This is a genomic window from Haloferax sp. s1 (assembly GCF_058382125.1).
In genome coordinates this window covers 1-16,527 of sequence record NZ_JBZRPK010000693.1, presented here as the reverse complement: position 1 = coordinate 16,527, position 16,527 = coordinate 1, and the positions used below count along the sequence as shown (strand labels likewise).

Here is a 16,527-nt window from a genome sequence, read left to right as displayed (position 1 = left end):
GCCCTGTTCAGCCGTCGTTTCGATAATCTCGTTCGCCTTCGACTGGACTTCCTTCGAGAGGTCGAGTTCCGACGAAGAACGCGGGACGTACTTCTTCGGGTCGACCGGCCGCATCTCCAACCCGAGTTCCTGCGAGATATAGCGATACGTCCGTCCGATTTCCTTTCGTTCGACGCGCGATACCTCGGAAATCTCTTCGAGTGAGCGTGGAATCCCCTCTTTTCGACAGGCAGCGTAGAGCGCCGACGTGGCGACACCCTCGATAGAGCGCCCGCGAATCAGGTCCTCGTTGAGGGCGCGGCGATAGATGACAGATGCGACCTCGCGGACCGAGCGCGGGACGCCGAGCGCGGACGCCATGCGGTCGATTTCACTGAGTGCGAACTGCAGGTTACGCTCGCCAGCGTCTTTGGTTCGAATGCGCTCTTGCCACTTCCGCAGGCGGTGCATCTGCGACCGCTTTTTCGAGGAGATTGACCGTCCGTAGGCGTCTTTGTCCTTCCAGTCGATAGTCGTCGTTAGCCCCTTGTCGTGCATCGTCTGCGTGGTCGGCGCGCCCACGCGGGACTTCGATTGACGTTCGGAGTGATTGAACGCGCGCCACTCCGGCCCGGGGTCGATACGCTCTTCTTCGATGATGATACCAGTCTCTTCGTGAATCAACTCGCCGTCGGCGGTTCGGACAACTTCCTCGGGGTCGAGGTTATCGAGGTCTAACTCGTCCTCCGATGTCTCGCCGTCTTGCGACTCGTCTCCCCATCGAGTCCGGTCGTGCTCACGCTCCCGCTGGCGGGTAGGCCGTTTCATCGCATTTATATATTGTCTATTTCCTTGCACTTGAAACTTTTCTCGGGGGGAAGTGAGTTGTTTTTACTCCCGAAGCGACTGCGAACGGAGCGCCTATACCGAATCCACAGTGAGATGGTGATATGCCGACCGTCGAGTGCGACCCTGACGAAGCGCGACGACGACTCGAAGAGGCGGGCGTGTCCGTATCGCCCGGCAACACCGAACACGAGCGCTGGCGCGCAGACCGAGGCGACGCCAGCGCGGTCGCATACGACGGGAAAGTCGTCGTACAAGGTTCGAGACCGACAGACTTGCTCGCACTCATCCAACCGAAGGGCGGGAGAGCACACGTGTACTTCGACGGCGCAAGTCGCGGAAACCCGGGACCCGCAGCCATTGGCTGGGCTATCGTAACGAGCAACGGAATCGTCGCCGAGGGGTCGAAACGAATCGGAGAGACGACCAACAACCGCGCCGAGTACGAGGCCCTTATCGAGGCACTCTCGGTCGCGGACGAGTACGGATACGACGAAGTGGACGTTCGCGGCGACTCACAACTCATCGTCAAACAGGTCCGCGGCGAGTGGAAAACCAACGACCCCGGCCTGCGAGAACGCCGCGTGAAGGCTCGTGAACTCCTCGAACGCTTCGACCGGTGGTCGCTGGAGCACGTACCACGAGAGATAAACGACCGCGCGGATACCTTAGCCAACGAGGCCCTCGATAATGCCTGAGTCAGAACTCCCCGAAGACGTAGTTGAAGAAGCAACGCGGCTGACTCGTCTGGCCCGCGACGCCGTCGACCCCGACGAGCGCGAGGCATATCTGTCGGCCCGTGATGAACTCGTCGACGAACACGATTTCCTCTCGCGGGTCCGCGAAGAAGATGATGTACTCGTCCTCCACCCCGCGGAATGGGTCGACGACGAGGGAACCGTCGTCCCCAAACAGATTGACGATGTTGACAGAGGCGTCGAACAACCGCTGTCGGGGACCGGCGAGGAACACGAGTGGAGTGCTATCGAAGAACACAATGCCCGCCTCGTCGCTACCGTCGCCGAGAAACATGGAGAGGACCACGCCGCGAACGCGCGTGCGTTCGCCGACTTCCTCGGGAACCACTACGTGCGCCGTATCGAGACGGCTGGCGCTCCCGAGGTGCGTGAGTTCATCGAAGAATATTATCCACGCAATGCGTGGACGACCACTGAACAGCGGTCGATTCTTTCGGAATCGCTCAAGTTGCTCTTCGACGCCGCAGACGCCGAAGTGCCCGAATACAACTGAGCGAATCCGCAGTTCGTGCGGATATGATTTGCGTGATTACAGCTTCGCGTCGATGAGTTCCGAGACCATCTCGGCGCGCTCATCGTCGGTGACGAACTTCGAGAACATCCAGTCGAAGCGGTCGAGGACGGCTTCGAGACCGGTGTCGGTCAGTTCGTACTGGTTCGTCCGCTTGTCGAGTTCGCTCTTCTCGACGAGACCCATCTCGACGAGGTCGTCGAGATTGGGGTACAGACGCCCGTGGTTGACTTCGGTGTCGTAGTACTCTTCGAGGTGGCGCTTGATGGCCAGACCGTACATTGGTTCTTCTGCCAGGATTACTAGGATATTCTGCTGGAACGCGGTGAGGTCCCGAGTCGCACCGGATTCGTCGCCAATTGTTTGTGCCTCTGACATACATGTGGAAATGTCATCCGTCTATTTAAACTTTGTCAACTCGCAGTCTGGTTCGAATATTTTGGCTTATAGAAGATACCCGAAAACAAGGTCTGGACACAGGCGCAAGCCGAATAACTGGTAATATTACTGGGTGGTATTGTCCTATGTATTTGGTGCCTATTTCGCATGAGCATACTTGGAGAATACCAAGCACATATACTAGTGACTTCCAAAGGCTCTGTGAAGAATACCTCCAATTACAGAGGGGTTCCCGCGCTCCGTCAAACACGGCAGTGCAGTCACTCCGAGAGCAATGCCGAAAGGACTTTTGCCTGCATCGAGGATGGGTTCGGTATGGTGAATCTCTGGGAAGATATGGAGACCGGCCCCGACGCGCCGGACGAAATCTACGCAGTTGTCGAGTGTCTCAAAGGCGAGCGCAACAAGTACGAGTACGACAAGGACATTCCCGGTGTCGTCCTCGACCGCGTGCTTCACTCCAACGTCCACTACCCCTCCGACTACGGGTTCATGCCGCGGACGTACTACGACGACGAAGACCCCTTCGACGTGCTCGTGCTCGTCGAAGACCAGACGTTCCCCGGTTGCGTCATCGAAGCTCGCCCGGTCGCGCTCATGAAGATGGACGACGACGGCGAGCAGGACGACAAGGTCATCGCCGTCCCCACTGAGGACCCGCGCTACGACCACATCGAGGACCTCGAAGACATCCCGAAGCAGCTCCGCGACGAGATTGACGAGTTCTTCTCGACGTACAAGAACCTCGAGGAGGGCAAGGAAGTCGAGACCCTCGGTTGGGAAGACAAGCAGGCCGCGAAGGACGCCATCGAACACGCGATGGACCTGTACGAAGAGCACTTCGCGTAAACGACTTCACCACACCTTCTTTGCGACGACACGTCCCGTAGCGGATGCACTCGGAACTGTCTCGATAGTCTGACTGAATCGAAGCGACGACGGAAAATGGCGAATCGACAGACGCCAGCCCGTCGCATACGCACTGGTTATTCCCCTCACACCCACCGATGAATTATGCTCATGGGTAATTATTAGTCGCTCTGCCCGATACGTAGAAATGAGTATGGCAGCCAAGCAACCCCGTCTCGGGATTCAACACCCGACCGTCGTTCCGACGAACTTCACGCCCGCCGATGAGGCGGACACAGACGACGAAGAGCGTTCCGAAGACGCGTAAATTTGAGACTTTCTCGCGCGTACGCCAAGAAACAGCGATAGCGTTAGATAATATCGATGGCAATCGGGTTAGTTTATCAGTTCTAAGACAGATTTGGAGCGGATAATATCGCTTGCGGCACGTCACTCCCCCGTGAGATGTGTACACGCCGCGCGCTTGAGGGAACCCCTTTTTATCTCGCCGCCGTAAGGCGTTGGTAATGGCTATCTGCGACGTGTGCGGCAAAGACGAGAGTCTGCCGTACCGCTGCTCGCGGTGTGGCGGGACGTTCTGCTCTGAACACCGTCTCCCGGAGAACCACAACTGTGCGGGGCTTTCCGACTGGAACGACCCCGCGGGGGTCTTCTCGAGTGACTTCGACGACTCCGTAGAGACACAACGCGGCCGCGCCGGTGGTCTCTTTGACTCCATTACGGGAACCGGCGGGTTCCTCGGCTACTTCCGCGGAAACATGGCGTACCTGTTCTTAGGTCTGATGTGGATTGCCTTCGGTATCCAACTCGTGCTACAGGTCGCCGGATTCGGCCGCCTCATGGTAAACACCTTCTTCCTCACGAGTGTCCACCCCGAATACGTCTGGACGTGGGTAACGTCGATATTCGCCCACGGCGGCTTCTACCACATCGTCGGTAACTCCATCGTCCTGTACTTTTTCGGCCCGCTCGTGGAGCGCTACGTCGGGTCGCGGAAGTTCGCGGCGCTCTTCCTCGTCAGCGGGATGCTCGCCGGGCTCGCGCAGGTCGGGTCATCGATGCTCCTGTCGCCAGGGATACCGACCTCCGTGGTCGGCGCGAGCGGGGCCATCATGGCCGTCCTCGGCGTACTGACCGTGCTCAACCCGGGGCTGAGGATTTACCTGTACTTCATTATCCCCGTGCCACTGTGGCTCTTCACGCTCGGCTTCGCCGGCATCTCGGTGTTCTTCTTCCTGAGCCCGGGGTCCGGTGGCGGCATCGCCCACTTCGCCCACCTCATCGGCCTCGTAATCGGTCTCGCGTACGGCCAGCGAGTAAAGGGCAAACGGAGCGTCCCCAATCAGATGTCGTTCGGCGGCGGTCGTCGCGGCCCCGGACGCGGACGGTTCTGAGATGCGACAGGCCTACCCCGAATTCGCCCCCAAATCCGGTCTCTCCCGCGCGGAGATGGAGTCGCTCCAGCGCCGCGTCGCCGAGAGCGCCGTCTTCGAAGACGCCCTCCCGTTCGACCCGGCGAGTGTGTCCCTCGGCGACCCCGAAAACGAGACACTCACAGGTGATTCGGACACGCCCCTCGTCGCCGGTATCGACCAGTCGTTCCTCGATGACCGCGCTCTGAGCGCCGTCGTCGTCCTGCGTGGCGGCGAGGTGGTCGAGCGAGTCCACGCCGTGTCCGACCTCGACTTACCGTATATTCCCGGCCTGCTTTCGTTCCGCGAAGGAGGCCCCATCCTCGACGCGCTTTCCGAACTCGACACTGACCCGGACCTCCTCGTCTTCGACGGCTCTGGCCGCATTCACTTCCGGCAGGCGGGGCTCGCCACGCATCTCGGCGTCATCTGTGACGTACCGAGCATCGGCGTCGCCAAGTCCTTGCTCTGCGGGACTCCCGACGAGGACTTGGATGGCCGCCCCGAAGGCTGGCGCACACCGATTCGGGCCGACGACTCAGTCGACGCCGTCGGCGGACACCCGGCCACGCCCGAGACGACTATCGGCTACGCCTTCCAGTCGCGGCAGTACGACTCGCGTCCAATCGTGAACCCGCTGTATGTCAGCCCCGGCCACCGCGTCTCGGCCGAAACTGCGGTCGACCTCATCTCGCAACTTTCGGGCGAGTACAAACTTCCCGAACCGACTCGGCTGGCCGACGCCTACGCTGACGAGGCGAAGGCACAGTACGAAGACTGACTCCCGAATCGTTCCTGCTTGTCTTCACGTATTTTCCGTCGTGCTGAACCGCGTACACTTAACAGCGCGGGGTTCGACCTACCGACGTGCATCAAAAGACGGTCCTCATCACCGGTTGCTCCTCGGGTATCGGGCGCGCGACGGCGCTCGATTTCCTCGACGAGGAGTGGGAGGTCTACGCCACCGCCCGGAACCCGGCAGATATCCAGACGCTGGGTGACCGCGGTGCGAATATCGCGACGCTCGACGTGACCGACCACGGGGACGTCGACCGCGTCGTCGACCGCATCATCGACGAAGAAGGACGCATCGACTGTCTCGTCAACAACGCCGGCTACGGGCAGTTCGGTCCTATCGAGGACGCTCCCACCGAGAAAGGCCACGGCCTGTTCGACGTGAACGTCTACGGCCCGCACCGTCTCACCCGTGCCGTGCTCCCCCACATGCGCTCGCAGGGTGACGGGACCATCGTCAACGTCTCCAGCGTCGCCGGTCGAATCTCGTTCCCCGGCGGCGGCGTCTACTCGGGGTCGAAGTTCGCACTCGAAGCGATGACCGACGCGCTCCGCGCGGAGGTCGAAGCGTACGATATCGACGCCGTTCTCGTCGAACCCGGCCCGGTCGAGACGCAGTTCAAGCAGCGTTTACAGGACGAAGTCAGCGGCAACGGCGAGGACAACGAGGGTGTCGAACGCTCCGGTGCCTACGAGAAGTTCTACAAACTGTTCGAGGACACGCAGGCGCTCGGCGGCGGCGGCCCCGGTGCGGTTCCGCCGGAGCGAGTCGCCGAAGATATCGTCAACGCCGCCAGTTCGACCAAGCCACAGGCGCGCTACCAACCGGGCACCGTCGCCCGAGTTGGCGTTCTGGGACGGTTCCTGCCGGATACGTGGCGGGACGCGCTCTTCGGCTTCGCACGAAAGCTCCCGTAAAACAGCTGTCTCGACCTGAAAAGCCGTTATCGAAGACAGGTTGCGACGACGCGCAGGGCGTCTTCTCCCTGAACCTGGTCTGCGAGAAGCGGCACGCGCTTTACGTCTCGGTTACGGAACAGATTCGTCGCGGAGCGGAGCGCATCCTGTTGAACCTGCCACCGACGCTGACAGAAACCGCAGTTCTCAAGGTCGGGTGATTCGACCCACTTCGGGTCTACGTCGGCCACGTCCTCGACTGACTCCATGACGCGATTGACGACGAGCGTCTGGACCGGAATGCCGAACTCGTCGAGACGGGAGACGAGACGCTTCGATTCGACGACGCTCATCTCTTCGGGAATCATGACGACCCGGAAATCGGTTCGCGTCGGGTCGCGGAGCACCGCGCGGAGGCGTTCGATACGTTCTCTGAGGTCGTCGAGGTCGCCCATCCCGGCCTGTTGCTCGTCCGGGCCGCCGCCGAACATTCCCTTGATATTATCCATCATGCCGGAGAAGCGCTCGCGCATGCGGACGATGCGACCCAACATCGAGTCCATCAGTTCTGGGAGTTCGAGCAGGCGAAGCGTGTGACCGGTCGGCGCAGTGTCGATGACGACGCGGTCGAACCGGGGGTCATCGAGATATTCGAGGAGTTGCTGCATCGCCGCGGCCTCGTCCGCACCGGGCATTGGACCACCCATTCCCATCGGGCCGTCGCCGCCGAGCAAGTCCTCGAACCCGCCCATCGTGTCACCCATACCGTCGAACGGGGAAGTCGAATCGTCGTCGCCGAAGGGGTTGTCGTCGTCGTAGTCGTCGGTATCGTACTCCATCTCGTCGGCGTGGTCGCCGTCTCCCCCCGCAAACGGTCCCTCCATCACGGTGTCAGGGTCGATTTCGGCCGCATAGAGGGGAACATCCTCGCGGATGCGCGTCGGCTTGTCGGGGACTGGGACGCCGAGCGTATCCGAAAGCGAGTGTGCGGGGTCAGTCGAGACGACGAGCGTCGACGTTCCGTCGGCCGCGCTGGCGAGCGCCGTCGCGGCCGCCATCGTGGTCTTTCCGACGCCACCTTTGCCGCCGTAGAGGACGTACTCCGGGGCGTCGATTCCCTCGGGAAGGTCGGCGCTGTCGGTCGTCGTCACCTCCTCGCGGTCGGTAACTTCCACCTCGATTTCCGCCGGGCCGCTGTCGTCGGTGCCAGCGTCGTCTCCGTCGTCGTTCGGGCGGTCTGTTGGCTCGACGTCGATGTCCATGTCCGACCCGTGACGGCGTGGCTTTGTGTACTTCTCGGTCTCGGAACTATAGGTTGGACGGCAGAATTGGGTTGGCGTAATATCGCCGCCGGGCGGTTTTTGACCCGTCCGGCCGTGTGCGGACCTATGCGCGAGTTCGCAGCAGACCCACCCGAAGAAGTCCGCGTCGGTGACGCCCTCCGCGACGCGGGACACACCGTCGCCGTCGCCGAGTCCTGTACGGGAGGGCTTATCGGGTCGCTCCTCACCGACGTCCCGGGGTCAAGTGACTACTTCGACCGCTCGCTCGTGACGTACTCCTACGACGCCAAGCGCCACGAACTGGCCGTTTCCCGGGAGGCACTGGACGAACACGGTGCCGTCTCGGAACCGGTTGCCCGCGAGATGGCTGCTGGCGTCCGCGACGTAGCTGACACGACGTGGGGTGTGGCAACGACGGGTATTGCCGGACCGGACGGCGGACTCCCCGGAAAGCCGGTCGGAACCGTCTTCGTCGGTATCGCCTTCGCCGCACCGTGGGGAAGTGGGGACTCCTACACTCGCGTCGAACGATTCGAGTACGACGGCGCTCGCACACAGGTGAAAGAGCAAATCGCACGAGGGGCGCTGCGCCTGCTCGTAGACGAGGTTGCGTCGGTCGCCAACGGCGAGTAACAGGAACACGCTCGTCGACGGCGCGTTCGGGCCGAGTCCGAAGCGTCGCTGTCGGTCGGTTCTGTGGGAAAGCTTTGTATCCCGGCAGTCCAGTCTGAGCGCATGAACAAGAAGGGACACGTGCTCAACGCCATCTTGCTGGCGCTCGGGCTCGGCGTCATTCTCACCGTGGACCCGCGAACGTTCGAACCGACCGTCGACTCGCTGTTTCTCCTCGCACAGAAAATCGGACAGTTGTCGCTGCCGGTCGTCCTCGGTGCGCTGTTTCCCGACGTGGACACCGCCTTCGGCAAGCACCGCAAGACGCTCCACAATCTGCCGGTGTTGATTGCGTTCCTCGCGTTCCCGATAGTCTTCAACAATCTCCACTTCGTCTGGGTCGGTGTCGCCACGCACTACGTCCTCGATATGGTCGGGTCGAAACGCGGCATCGCCCTCTTTTACCCCCTGTCGTCGCAAGAGTACGACCTGCCGACCGGCGTGGCGACGAGTTCGAAACACGCCGATGCGGTCACAGTCGTCATTACGGTCGCAGAACTCGGCGTCCTCGCCGGGATTCACTACTACCTCATCTCGCTCGACGTGTCGCTGGCTGACGCCGCGGCATCGCTCGGTGCGATGGTCTGAGCTGCAAAATCCGAATTAGTAGACGCTCACGTCGTCGAACCGACCGTCGTAGGCGATGTGACTCGGGTGCGTCGGCTCCATTCCCGAGAGCAGGAGTCGGTCGATTTTTCCCCACGAGTTCTCGTACCCGAGGTGGGCAAATTCGACTGCGCCGCGGAGCGTATGCGACAGGCCGGCGCGACGAACGATGCGGCGCCCCGCCCGTTCTCGGAGTGCGTCGACGAGGTCTGCTTCGGACCCGATGTCACGGTCGAACTCGGTCCACGCCTCACCGATGCTACCGCGGAGGTGGGCGTACGACGACCCGAACCCGGGGAGATTCGTCTCGCGGGCGATTTCGCGACCCCGCCGGTTGTGCCGGGAGAATGCTTTGGCGTTGTACGTCTCGATGGCGTGGATGTGCTCGCGATAGCGAGCGATATCGTCGGCGGACAGACTCACCGTCAACAGTTCCGGGTGGGGAACGAGCGTCGCCGCTTCCTGTCTGTCGAACTCGTCGAGCGCGCCGTCGAGCGAAATGAAGTCGGGTACGGGGTCGGAAAGCCCGATTGCGAGGAGGTGTTTCCGGTTGTGCCACGACCCGGTGAACACCTCGCGTGCGGGGACGACGAGAAGTTCGTCGTCGGAAAAGCGCTCCGCACGGGCACGGATATCGGGGAGTCGAACGAAGTGGGGAGCATAGACGAGGACATCGAGTCCACGAGCCTTCGCACGCGAGACGACCTGCTCGTCGAGAATCTTCACGTGCATATCAACCCGTGTCGTCGTGCTCCCGCTCACAAGAGCACGTCAGATTAGCCGGCAGTTAGGGATTGCTATTTCTCGAACACCGGACAGTCGAAGAAACGGTTTTGTCAGTCACGTCCGTCGGGTCGAACATGTCCCGGTGGAAGTGCGGAATCGAGGGGTGTGACGCTCGGTTCGAAAATGTCGAAAGTGCGATTATTCATCAGACGACGGAACACGAGCGTCACGAGTGTAAGGTGTGTGGGACGATTGTCCCCGAGGGCTACTTTGCGATTCGGCACGCCTTCGACGAACACACCCGCGCGGAGTTCGTCCGCGCGTACGACGCCGACTCCTCGGCGGTCCGTGTACGCGAAGACGTTAAAGAGGCAGTCGAAGAAGTAGCCGACCTAAATCGAGTCGTAAAGACACTCCGCGACGAGGGCGCATTGTAGCGACCGTAGAATCTGAGACACGCCACGACGCGCTGGTGGGTCGCCGTCGTCGTGCGGTGAACTTGTAACGGGTTTCGTGAGATTGTTCGAAGAGTTTCTCGTTAGACTGTTCGAGGCGATATTATCGGGGAAACGGTACCCCAGCTATGACCTCGGTTCCGGTTTCTCCCCCGCGCAGTCGCACCGCTCGGCGAGATGCTCGAAGAGAGAAGAGAGACCTCGTTGGTGCGGCTACTTACCGCTCGTCGGAGTCGAGGACGCGAATCTGGTCGCCGCGGACGGTGACCGGAATCGGGACCGTCGCCTCGTAGAGTTCGACGGTGACCTGGTCTTTCGTTTCGTCGATGCGCTGGACGCGCGCCTTCTCGCCTTTGAACGGTCCGGCGATGAGTTCGACGATGTCACCCTCGGCGATACCTTCGACGTCCGGCGTCGGCGAGAGGAAGTGCTCGACTTCGGCCATGCTGGAGGTACCGACCATACCGCCGCTCTCGACGAGACCGCGTGCGTGCGGAATCTCCTCGAGGACGCGGGAGACGATGCCGTCGTCGTCGGCTTCGACCATCACGTAACTCGTGAGTGAGTCGGGCGCCAAGACGGCGTGGATTTGCGAGAAATCCTTCGACGCAATCATGTCTGCAACCGTTCGCTCCTGGCGAGCGGTGGTCTTTACGGCGAAGATGGGCATTTCAGACGCCTCCGGGGAGGAAGCTCATGACCGCGAAGATGATGAAGCCGAGCAACCCAACGAGGAAGATACCCGCACCGGCAATCTTGGAGATTTGAGAGAACTCCTGCCAGGACGGGGTGCTCGCGAGTTTCAACACGCGAACGTAGCTGTTCAGGTCGTACTTAACGTCCATGTTGGTGAGGCCTAGGGTGTCGGGCTTTTTCTATCTATTGATGCACGTCGCTTCGCTCGCGCGTCTCGGCGCGAGAGAGACGGGTCTCCCGGGTTACGGTTGCAAATGAGACGAGTGCGTCAGCGGGAACCGCGCCGTCAGCGACTCGACGGTGTGGTTCGACTACTCGACGTAGTCGATGTCTTCGAGGCGACCCTCGGCCTGCGCCTGAACTTCGCCGTTGCGGCCGTAGATTTGGGGCGACTCGACGCCCGTGACGACAATCATCGTCCGCATCATGCCTTCGAGTTCGTCGTCGACGGAGGTCCCCCAGATAATGCGCGCGTCGGGGTCGATTCGGTCGTAAATCTCCTCGACGACACCCTCTGCCTCTTCGATGCTCATGTCGGAGCCACCGGTGACGTTGACGAGCGCGGAGTTCGCACCGGAGATATCCACGTCGAGAAGCGGAGAGCGAAGGGCAGACTTGACGGACTCTTGGGCCTTGGACTCGGAGTCGGACTCGCCGAGACCGATCATGGCAACGCCACCACGTTCCATGACGGTCTTCACGTCGGCAAAGTCGAGGTTGACGAGGCCGGGCTTGGTAATGAGTTCGGTGATACCCTTGACAGAGCGCATGAGCACTTCGTCGGAGACCTTGAACGCCTGACGGACCGGTAGCTTTCCGACGGCGTCGAGCAGGCGGTCGTTCGGGACGACGATAACGGTATCAGAAACGTCGCGGAGGCGTTCGAGACCCGCTTCGGCGTTGGTTCGTCGAACCTCACCCTCCGCCGTGAACGGGGTCGTCACGATGGCGATGGTGAGCGCACCGGATTCGCGTGCCGCCTTGGCGACGACGGGAGCGGAACCGGTACCGGTGCCACCACCGAGACCGGCCGTGACGAACACCATATCAGAACCTTCGATAGCGTCGTAAATCTCCTCTTGAGATTCGAGAGCGGCCTCCTCGCCGACTTGCGGAAGCGAGCCTGCGCCACGGCCTTGCGTCTTCTGTTCGCCCATGAGAATCTTCGTGTCAGCACCGATTTCCACGAGGTGCTGCACGTCGGTGTTGGCGGCGACCAGTTTGGCTCCCTTGATACCTTCTTCGTGCATTCGGTTGACGGTGTTACCACCCGCACCGCCGCACCCAACCACCGTAATATTGGTCTGAAGGTCCTTGAGAACCGCTTGCAGTTCATCATCAGTCATCGTCCCGGACCGGTTAATGTCGGTCGGGCCGCCGACTTCAGCCGACCCATCCCCCATGTCCTCGGCCTCATCGATTGCATCGTCGACGATAGAGTCCATATTTATGGAGACGGTTTACGGAGGATGACTAATTATCTTTCCCCCTTACGTCAGACACCTGTCCGACAAGACACCATTTCGTGTAGGTCAATGACACACTAACTGCACAAAATTGAGAAGTCAGCACACAAATTCGGTCGGCACTCACTCAGAGAGTGAACTCGATGACCCGCTCTTGTGACACGTCCTCGGGCGTGACAGTCTTCCCGTCGAATTCGACCGCCTGCCCCGACGAGAGTTTCCCGAACGCGGGTCCCTCCGGGATTCCCAGTTCGCGCGCGGCACCGGGGTCGAAGGCGCGCATCGTCGCGGTGACGCGGCCGTTCTCGCGAACGACGGTGTCGTACTTCTGTCGAAGGATATCACAGAGACGCTCGACGAGGTCGTCGTAGTGCTCCCCCGCGACGGCAGCGGGGCCGAGTGCACGCGCTCCGCTTTCGGTCGTGTGGAAGGCCACGGTCGTCTCCCTGACGGCATCGAGCGATGCATCGAGGTCGATGCCCTGTGCCTCGCCCAAGAGACCGTCTGGAAGCGAGATAACCTCGTACTCGTCGGCATCGACGTGGTCTCCGAAGCGAAGTCCCTCTTCGATGCGCGTGATATCGGCTTCGAGGTCGCGCACTCGGTTCAACGGGACGCCGTCAGTCTCTCGGACCCACGTCTCGGAGACGACGCGGAAGCCTTCGTCTTCGACGGCGGCCGCGAGGTCGTCGCGGTCGCCATCGACCAGCGCGAGGTCGGCCGCCGAGGCCTCGAAGGCACGGCGGAGCACGTCACGGTTCTCGTTCGGCGACCCCATCGCCTTCAGTTGCCAATCGGCCGCGATGTGGCCGACACACCAGTCTGTCTCACGCAGTACGCGCTCGAATCGCGGGGCGTAGTGGCCGCCGCCGAATCCGACGAGCTGGCGATCGGCGTCGGGGGCGACACCTTCGATATCGAGCACGGCGGCCGCGACGGCGCGCGCACCTGCGGGGTCTTCCCACTCGTCTTCGCCGCTTCCGAGTTCGACGAACATCGAGGGAACGGTTGGTTCGGTCGGACCGTGGTGCGTCGCTTCGATACCGACTTCGTAGTCGTCGGGTGCGTGGTCGCGCAGGGCGTCAACCACAGCGCGCTGTGCATTCGGGCACGCGCGGGCGAAGTGACCCGGTTCGCCGCCGTAGTCGGCGGGGCCGAAATTGCCCGTGAAGTGCGCGGTCAAGAGCGGTCCCGTCTCGCCAGCGTGCCGCGAGACGACGACGACCATGTCGAGGTCGCCTTCGAACGCCTCGGCGGGGTCGTCGAGGTAGATGTGTAGGTCGTCGAACTCGCGGAGTTCGAAGCCGTCGCGGCGGTATACGGTGCCGCCGCCGTCAGCGTCGGGTCGGCTGTCGTCGGTCTGTTCGTCCCAGTCAGCAAGCGAACGCAGGTGCTCGCCGATGTGAACCGATGCGCTGTCGGCGCGGCTGACGACGATTCCAATCACGGTTCGAGGGTGGCTCAGGTCGGCGAAAAGGGCGTCGGAACCGGCGAGGAGAGACGTTCAGCTTCGAACGACGGTTCAGTCCTCGGCGGCGACCGTCGTCTCACCGGTCGTGTAGTCACCGCGGACACGCCGAATGGAGAGCCTCGCGACGGCCATGAGTTCCTTCCGCCGGGCGACGAAGAGCGCCGTGCCGACGACGAGGTAGATAACCGAGAAGCCGATGAGTGACGTTACGCCGTCGAACGTGACAGCACCGAGGCCGGGAATCGGCAGTGTGAGTGCCATCCCCGTGACGGAGTAGATGAACTGGGCGAAGAAGAGACCGAGAAGCGCAAGCGCCTCGCGGACGCTGATGGAGAACGTGATGAGGATGGCGATTGCGAAGTAGCTCTGTGCGGCCGTCAGCCAGAGTTCGCCCGCCTGATGGTTGTCGAGTGGGAGCGGGCCGTAGGTACCGAGTGAGAGACTGTACACGAGGACGAGCGTCCCGATGAGGAGCGTCCACTGGTTGAGTTTCGAGGAGATGAGCGCGTTGAAGCCGGCGGTCGACCGCGCCTTGTTGACGAGGTAGGCGACGACGATGAGTTCGGGGCTCTCACTCGCCAACGGCGCGACCCACTGAATCATCAAGAACGGCGGGATGCCGACGGACGTACCGAGTTCTTCGAGTCCGTGGGCGAACGGCTCGACGGCGACGAGGATGACGATTCCCGAGAAGATGAAAAGCGTGAGCGTCGTCGCGATGCGCTTCATCCGCGGGTACGACTGGAGATATGCGGGCACGCCAATCTGTTCTTCGTGTTCGTGCGGCGCGTTCAACGCCGCGAGGATGTAGACGACGTAGAGACCGACGAGGACGAACATGTCGAACGCGCCGATTCCCGCGCCGAGCGGGACGAAGAAGGCGAACATCGTCGCGAGAAAGAGGAACAAGATTTCCGTCGAGATACCGCGGTCGAGTCGAACGACATCGGCGAGGAAGCCGGGGCGACTTTCAACCGCTTCGTCGCCGGTTTTGCGCGCTCGAACGACCGTAAACAGGGCGATTGCCGACCAGCCGATACCGATGAGGATGCGGTTCGCGCCGGTCATGTTGGCGACGGCGAGACTCGCCGCTTCGGCCGACTCGGGTGAGCCGGGGTTGATGCCAGCCTCCCACGCGTAGAGGGCGTCGACAGCGTACTCGGGGGCGACAGCGAGCACTGCAAGAATGGCGAGCGCGAACGCCCGCGGCACGTCGGCTTCAGCCGTCTCGGCACCCCACGCAAGGAGGAAGGAAGCGCCGAGAACGGCGATGCCGCTCAGTGCAACCGTGACGCCAGTTTGGAGGTCCGCGCCGAAGACCGTATGGAGGCCGAGCCACGGAATCGTGAGCAACGCGGCTCCGAAAACCGCGACGAGCGGGTGACTCAATCGTCGTCGTACCATCGTGCCTACACTAGCGAAGGCAGACCCGGTAGCTCTTGCGTTTCAGCCCTAAGTCGTACTGAGAGCCGGAGAAAGCCGCTGAACGTCGCGTATCGACTGAAATCAGTTGCCGCCTACGGAAGGATGAGCCAGAAAAACACCAGATAGCCGCCGACGAGGATACCGCCGTCGAGTCTGGACACGTCGTAGTTGCGGAGCATCAGGGCGATGACGCCGAAGGTGAACACGAGAAGTGCTGGGAAGTCGAGCGAGATGGTGCTCGCCGGGACGGTCACCGGAACCATGATAGCGAGGATGCCGAGGACGGCGACGACGTTGTAGATGTTCGACCCAACAACGTTGCCGATGCTGAACTCCGCCTCGCCGCGGACGGCGCTGATGACCGACGCGGCGAGTTCAGGAAGCGAGGTCCCGAATGCGAGGACAGTCAGTCCGATGAATCGGGTGCTGAACCCGTAGGCTTCGAGTAGGCCCTTGCCACCCTGAATGAGCCAGTTCGACCCGACAAACAGGAGCAGGAGACCGAGACCGAGGTAGAGAACGTCTTTGAACTGCGCCGAAACCTCGTCTTCGTCCTCGATATCTATCTCGTCGGCACCGATTGCGTCGGCCTTCGTCGACCGTGCGCGGTAGAGCAGGAATGACGTGAAAGCCCCGAGAATCAGGAGAAGGATTCCCCCGTCGATTGCACTCAATCGTCCGTCCATCCCGAGGACGACAAGCGCAATCGCAGCGGTGACCATGAACGGGACGTGACGCCGAAGCGTCGATGTCGAGACGGCCATCGGTTGGATGAGCGCGGAGACGCCCAACACGAGTCCGATATTGGCGATATTCGACCCGATGATGGCACCAAGTCCGAGGTCAGCGCTGTAGCCGAGACCGCTCAACACGGCGACGAACAGTTCGGGAGTGGTCGTCGCGAACGCGACGATAGTGACGCCGACGATGGCTGCACGGAGACCGAGACCGATAGCAAGTCGTGAGGCACCCTCGACGAGTGCCTCGGCTCCGAGATAAAGTGCAACGATACCGGCTACGAGGAGGGCGGTATCGAAGGAAAGCAAGGTTGCGAGAGCCGACATACGCGGGAGTAGTCCAACGGGACACCAAAAACGCGCCGGTCCGGGAAGCGAACGTCATGAATTGTCATGCTAGATGAGAGCAGGGCACGACACGTCGAGTCTCGACCGGCGAAAGAGCACATCGACAGCAGCAAACAACCGACGAGTCGCGGCGGTAACCGACGCAGACGGGCGAATTATATCACCGGCGGGACTC

The 16,527-nt window shown here is 61.7% G+C and carries 19 protein-coding genes; 9 read left to right on the top strand and 10 right to left on the bottom strand.

The window, feature by feature from the left end; genetic code table 11:
* A partial coding sequence (locus QT222_RS18240; protein WP_491477990.1) for a transcription initiation factor IIB occupies positions 1-807 on the bottom strand: 807 nt, incomplete at its 3' end.
* A gap of 122 nt (positions 808-929) precedes the next feature.
* On the opposite strand from QT222_RS18240, the gene rnhA reads away from it, so the two are divergent.
* Together rnhA and QT222_RS18230 are read left to right on the top strand one after the other, a co-directional pair.
* Positions 930-1,523 (top strand): ribonuclease HI, encoded by a 594-nt coding sequence (gene rnhA, locus QT222_RS18235; RefSeq protein ID WP_004057537.1) that lies wholly within the window; start codon positions 930-932, stop codon positions 1,521-1,523.
* Positions 1,516-2,076 carry a DUF7108 family protein gene (locus tag QT222_RS18230; protein ID WP_004057538.1) on the top strand — a complete coding sequence of 187 codons (561 nt, stop codon included), beginning with the start codon at positions 1,516-1,518 and terminating at the stop codon, positions 2,074-2,076. Before rnhA ends, QT222_RS18230 begins: the two co-directional genes overlap by 8 nt.
* A gap of 36 nt (positions 2,077-2,112) precedes the next feature.
* Here QT222_RS18230 and QT222_RS18225 read toward each other — a convergent pair whose 3' ends face one another.
* Positions 2,113-2,472, bottom strand: a complete 360-nt coding sequence (locus QT222_RS18225) for a PadR family transcriptional regulator (protein ID WP_004057539.1) — start codon at positions 2,470-2,472, stop codon at positions 2,113-2,115.
* 336 nt (positions 2,473-2,808) lie between these two features.
* Here QT222_RS18225 and QT222_RS18220 point away from each other — a divergent pair, with 336 nt between their 5' ends.
* The 4 genes from QT222_RS18220 to QT222_RS18205 all read left to right on the top strand — a co-directional run bounded on the left by QT222_RS18220 (position 2,809) and on the right by QT222_RS18205 (position 6,488).
* The gene (locus QT222_RS18220) at positions 2,809-3,342 is read left to right on the top strand and encodes an inorganic diphosphatase (RefSeq protein ID WP_004057540.1); all 534 of its coding nucleotides are present in this window, start codon (positions 2,809-2,811) and stop codon (positions 3,340-3,342) included.
* A 527-nt stretch (positions 3,343-3,869) separates the two neighbouring features.
* A complete protein-coding gene (locus QT222_RS18215; RefSeq protein ID WP_491477989.1) occupies positions 3,870-4,757 on the top strand; it encodes a rhomboid family intramembrane serine protease in 888 nt (295 codons plus the stop codon).
* Position 4,758: 1 nt separating this feature from the next.
* The gene (locus tag QT222_RS18210) at positions 4,759-5,556 is read left to right on the top strand and encodes an endonuclease V (protein ID WP_491477988.1); all 798 of its coding nucleotides are present in this window, start codon (positions 4,759-4,761) and stop codon (positions 5,554-5,556) included.
* 86 nt (positions 5,557-5,642) lie between these two features.
* The gene (locus QT222_RS18205; RefSeq protein WP_491477987.1) at positions 5,643-6,488 is read left to right on the top strand and encodes an SDR family oxidoreductase; all 846 of its coding nucleotides are present in this window, start codon (positions 5,643-5,645) and stop codon (positions 6,486-6,488) included.
* A gap of 26 nt (positions 6,489-6,514) precedes the next feature.
* Here QT222_RS18205 and QT222_RS18200 read toward each other — a convergent pair whose 3' ends face one another.
* Entirely contained in the window at positions 6,515-7,729 is a 1,215-nt protein-coding gene (locus QT222_RS18200; RefSeq protein ID WP_491477986.1) for an ArsA family ATPase, read from the bottom strand.
* A gap of 126 nt (positions 7,730-7,855) precedes the next feature.
* On the opposite strand from QT222_RS18200, the gene QT222_RS18195 reads away from it, so the two are divergent.
* A complete protein-coding gene (locus QT222_RS18195; RefSeq protein WP_491477985.1) occupies positions 7,856-8,383 on the top strand; it encodes a CinA family protein in 528 nt (175 codons plus the stop codon).
* 102 nt (positions 8,384-8,485) lie between these two features.
* Positions 8,486-9,010, top strand: coding sequence for a metal-dependent hydrolase (locus tag QT222_RS18190; protein WP_004057547.1), 525 nt, complete (start codon positions 8,486-8,488; stop codon positions 9,008-9,010).
* Positions 9,011-9,025: 15 nt separating this feature from the next.
* On the opposite strand, the gene QT222_RS18185 is transcribed toward QT222_RS18190, so the two are convergent.
* Positions 9,026-9,760 (bottom strand): PHP-associated domain-containing protein, encoded by a 735-nt coding sequence (locus QT222_RS18185; RefSeq protein WP_491477991.1) that lies wholly within the window; start codon positions 9,758-9,760, stop codon positions 9,026-9,028.
* A gap of 128 nt (positions 9,761-9,888) precedes the next feature.
* On the opposite strand from QT222_RS18185, the gene QT222_RS18180 reads away from it, so the two are divergent.
* A complete protein-coding gene (locus QT222_RS18180; RefSeq protein WP_049917460.1) occupies positions 9,889-10,191 on the top strand; it encodes a DUF7565 family protein in 303 nt (100 codons plus the stop codon).
* A 235-nt stretch (positions 10,192-10,426) separates the two neighbouring features.
* Here the strand turns inward: QT222_RS18180 and QT222_RS18175 are convergent, their stop codons facing one another.
* The 6 genes from QT222_RS18175 to QT222_RS18150 all read right to left on the bottom strand — a co-directional run bounded on the left by QT222_RS18175 (position 10,427) and on the right by QT222_RS18150 (position 16,331).
* On the bottom strand, positions 10,427-10,879 hold the full coding sequence (locus QT222_RS18175; protein ID WP_004057550.1) for a transcription elongation factor Spt5: 453 nt from the start codon (positions 10,877-10,879) through the stop codon (positions 10,427-10,429).
* 1 nt (position 10,880) lies between these two features.
* Positions 10,881-11,054, bottom strand: coding sequence for a protein translocase SEC61 complex subunit gamma (locus tag QT222_RS18170; protein ID WP_004044219.1), 174 nt, complete (start codon positions 11,052-11,054; stop codon positions 10,881-10,883).
* 162 nt (positions 11,055-11,216) lie between these two features.
* Positions 11,217-12,350 carry a cell division protein FtsZ gene (gene ftsZ / locus QT222_RS18165; protein WP_004057551.1) on the bottom strand — a complete coding sequence of 378 codons (1,134 nt, stop codon included), beginning with the start codon at positions 12,348-12,350 and terminating at the stop codon, positions 11,217-11,219.
* A 148-nt stretch (positions 12,351-12,498) separates the two neighbouring features.
* The gene (locus QT222_RS18160; RefSeq protein WP_491477984.1) at positions 12,499-13,818 is read right to left on the bottom strand and encodes a D-aminoacyl-tRNA deacylase; all 1,320 of its coding nucleotides are present in this window, start codon (positions 13,816-13,818) and stop codon (positions 12,499-12,501) included.
* Positions 13,819-13,893: 75 nt separating this feature from the next.
* On the bottom strand, positions 13,894-15,246 hold the full coding sequence (locus tag QT222_RS18155) for a calcium:cation antiporter family protein (protein ID WP_491477983.1): 1,353 nt from the start codon (positions 15,244-15,246) through the stop codon (positions 13,894-13,896).
* Between the two features lie 113 nt (positions 15,247-15,359).
* Positions 15,360-16,331, bottom strand: a complete 972-nt coding sequence (locus tag QT222_RS18150; protein WP_491477982.1) for a calcium/sodium antiporter — start codon at positions 16,329-16,331, stop codon at positions 15,360-15,362.
* Positions 16,332-16,527 lie beyond the last annotated feature (196 nt).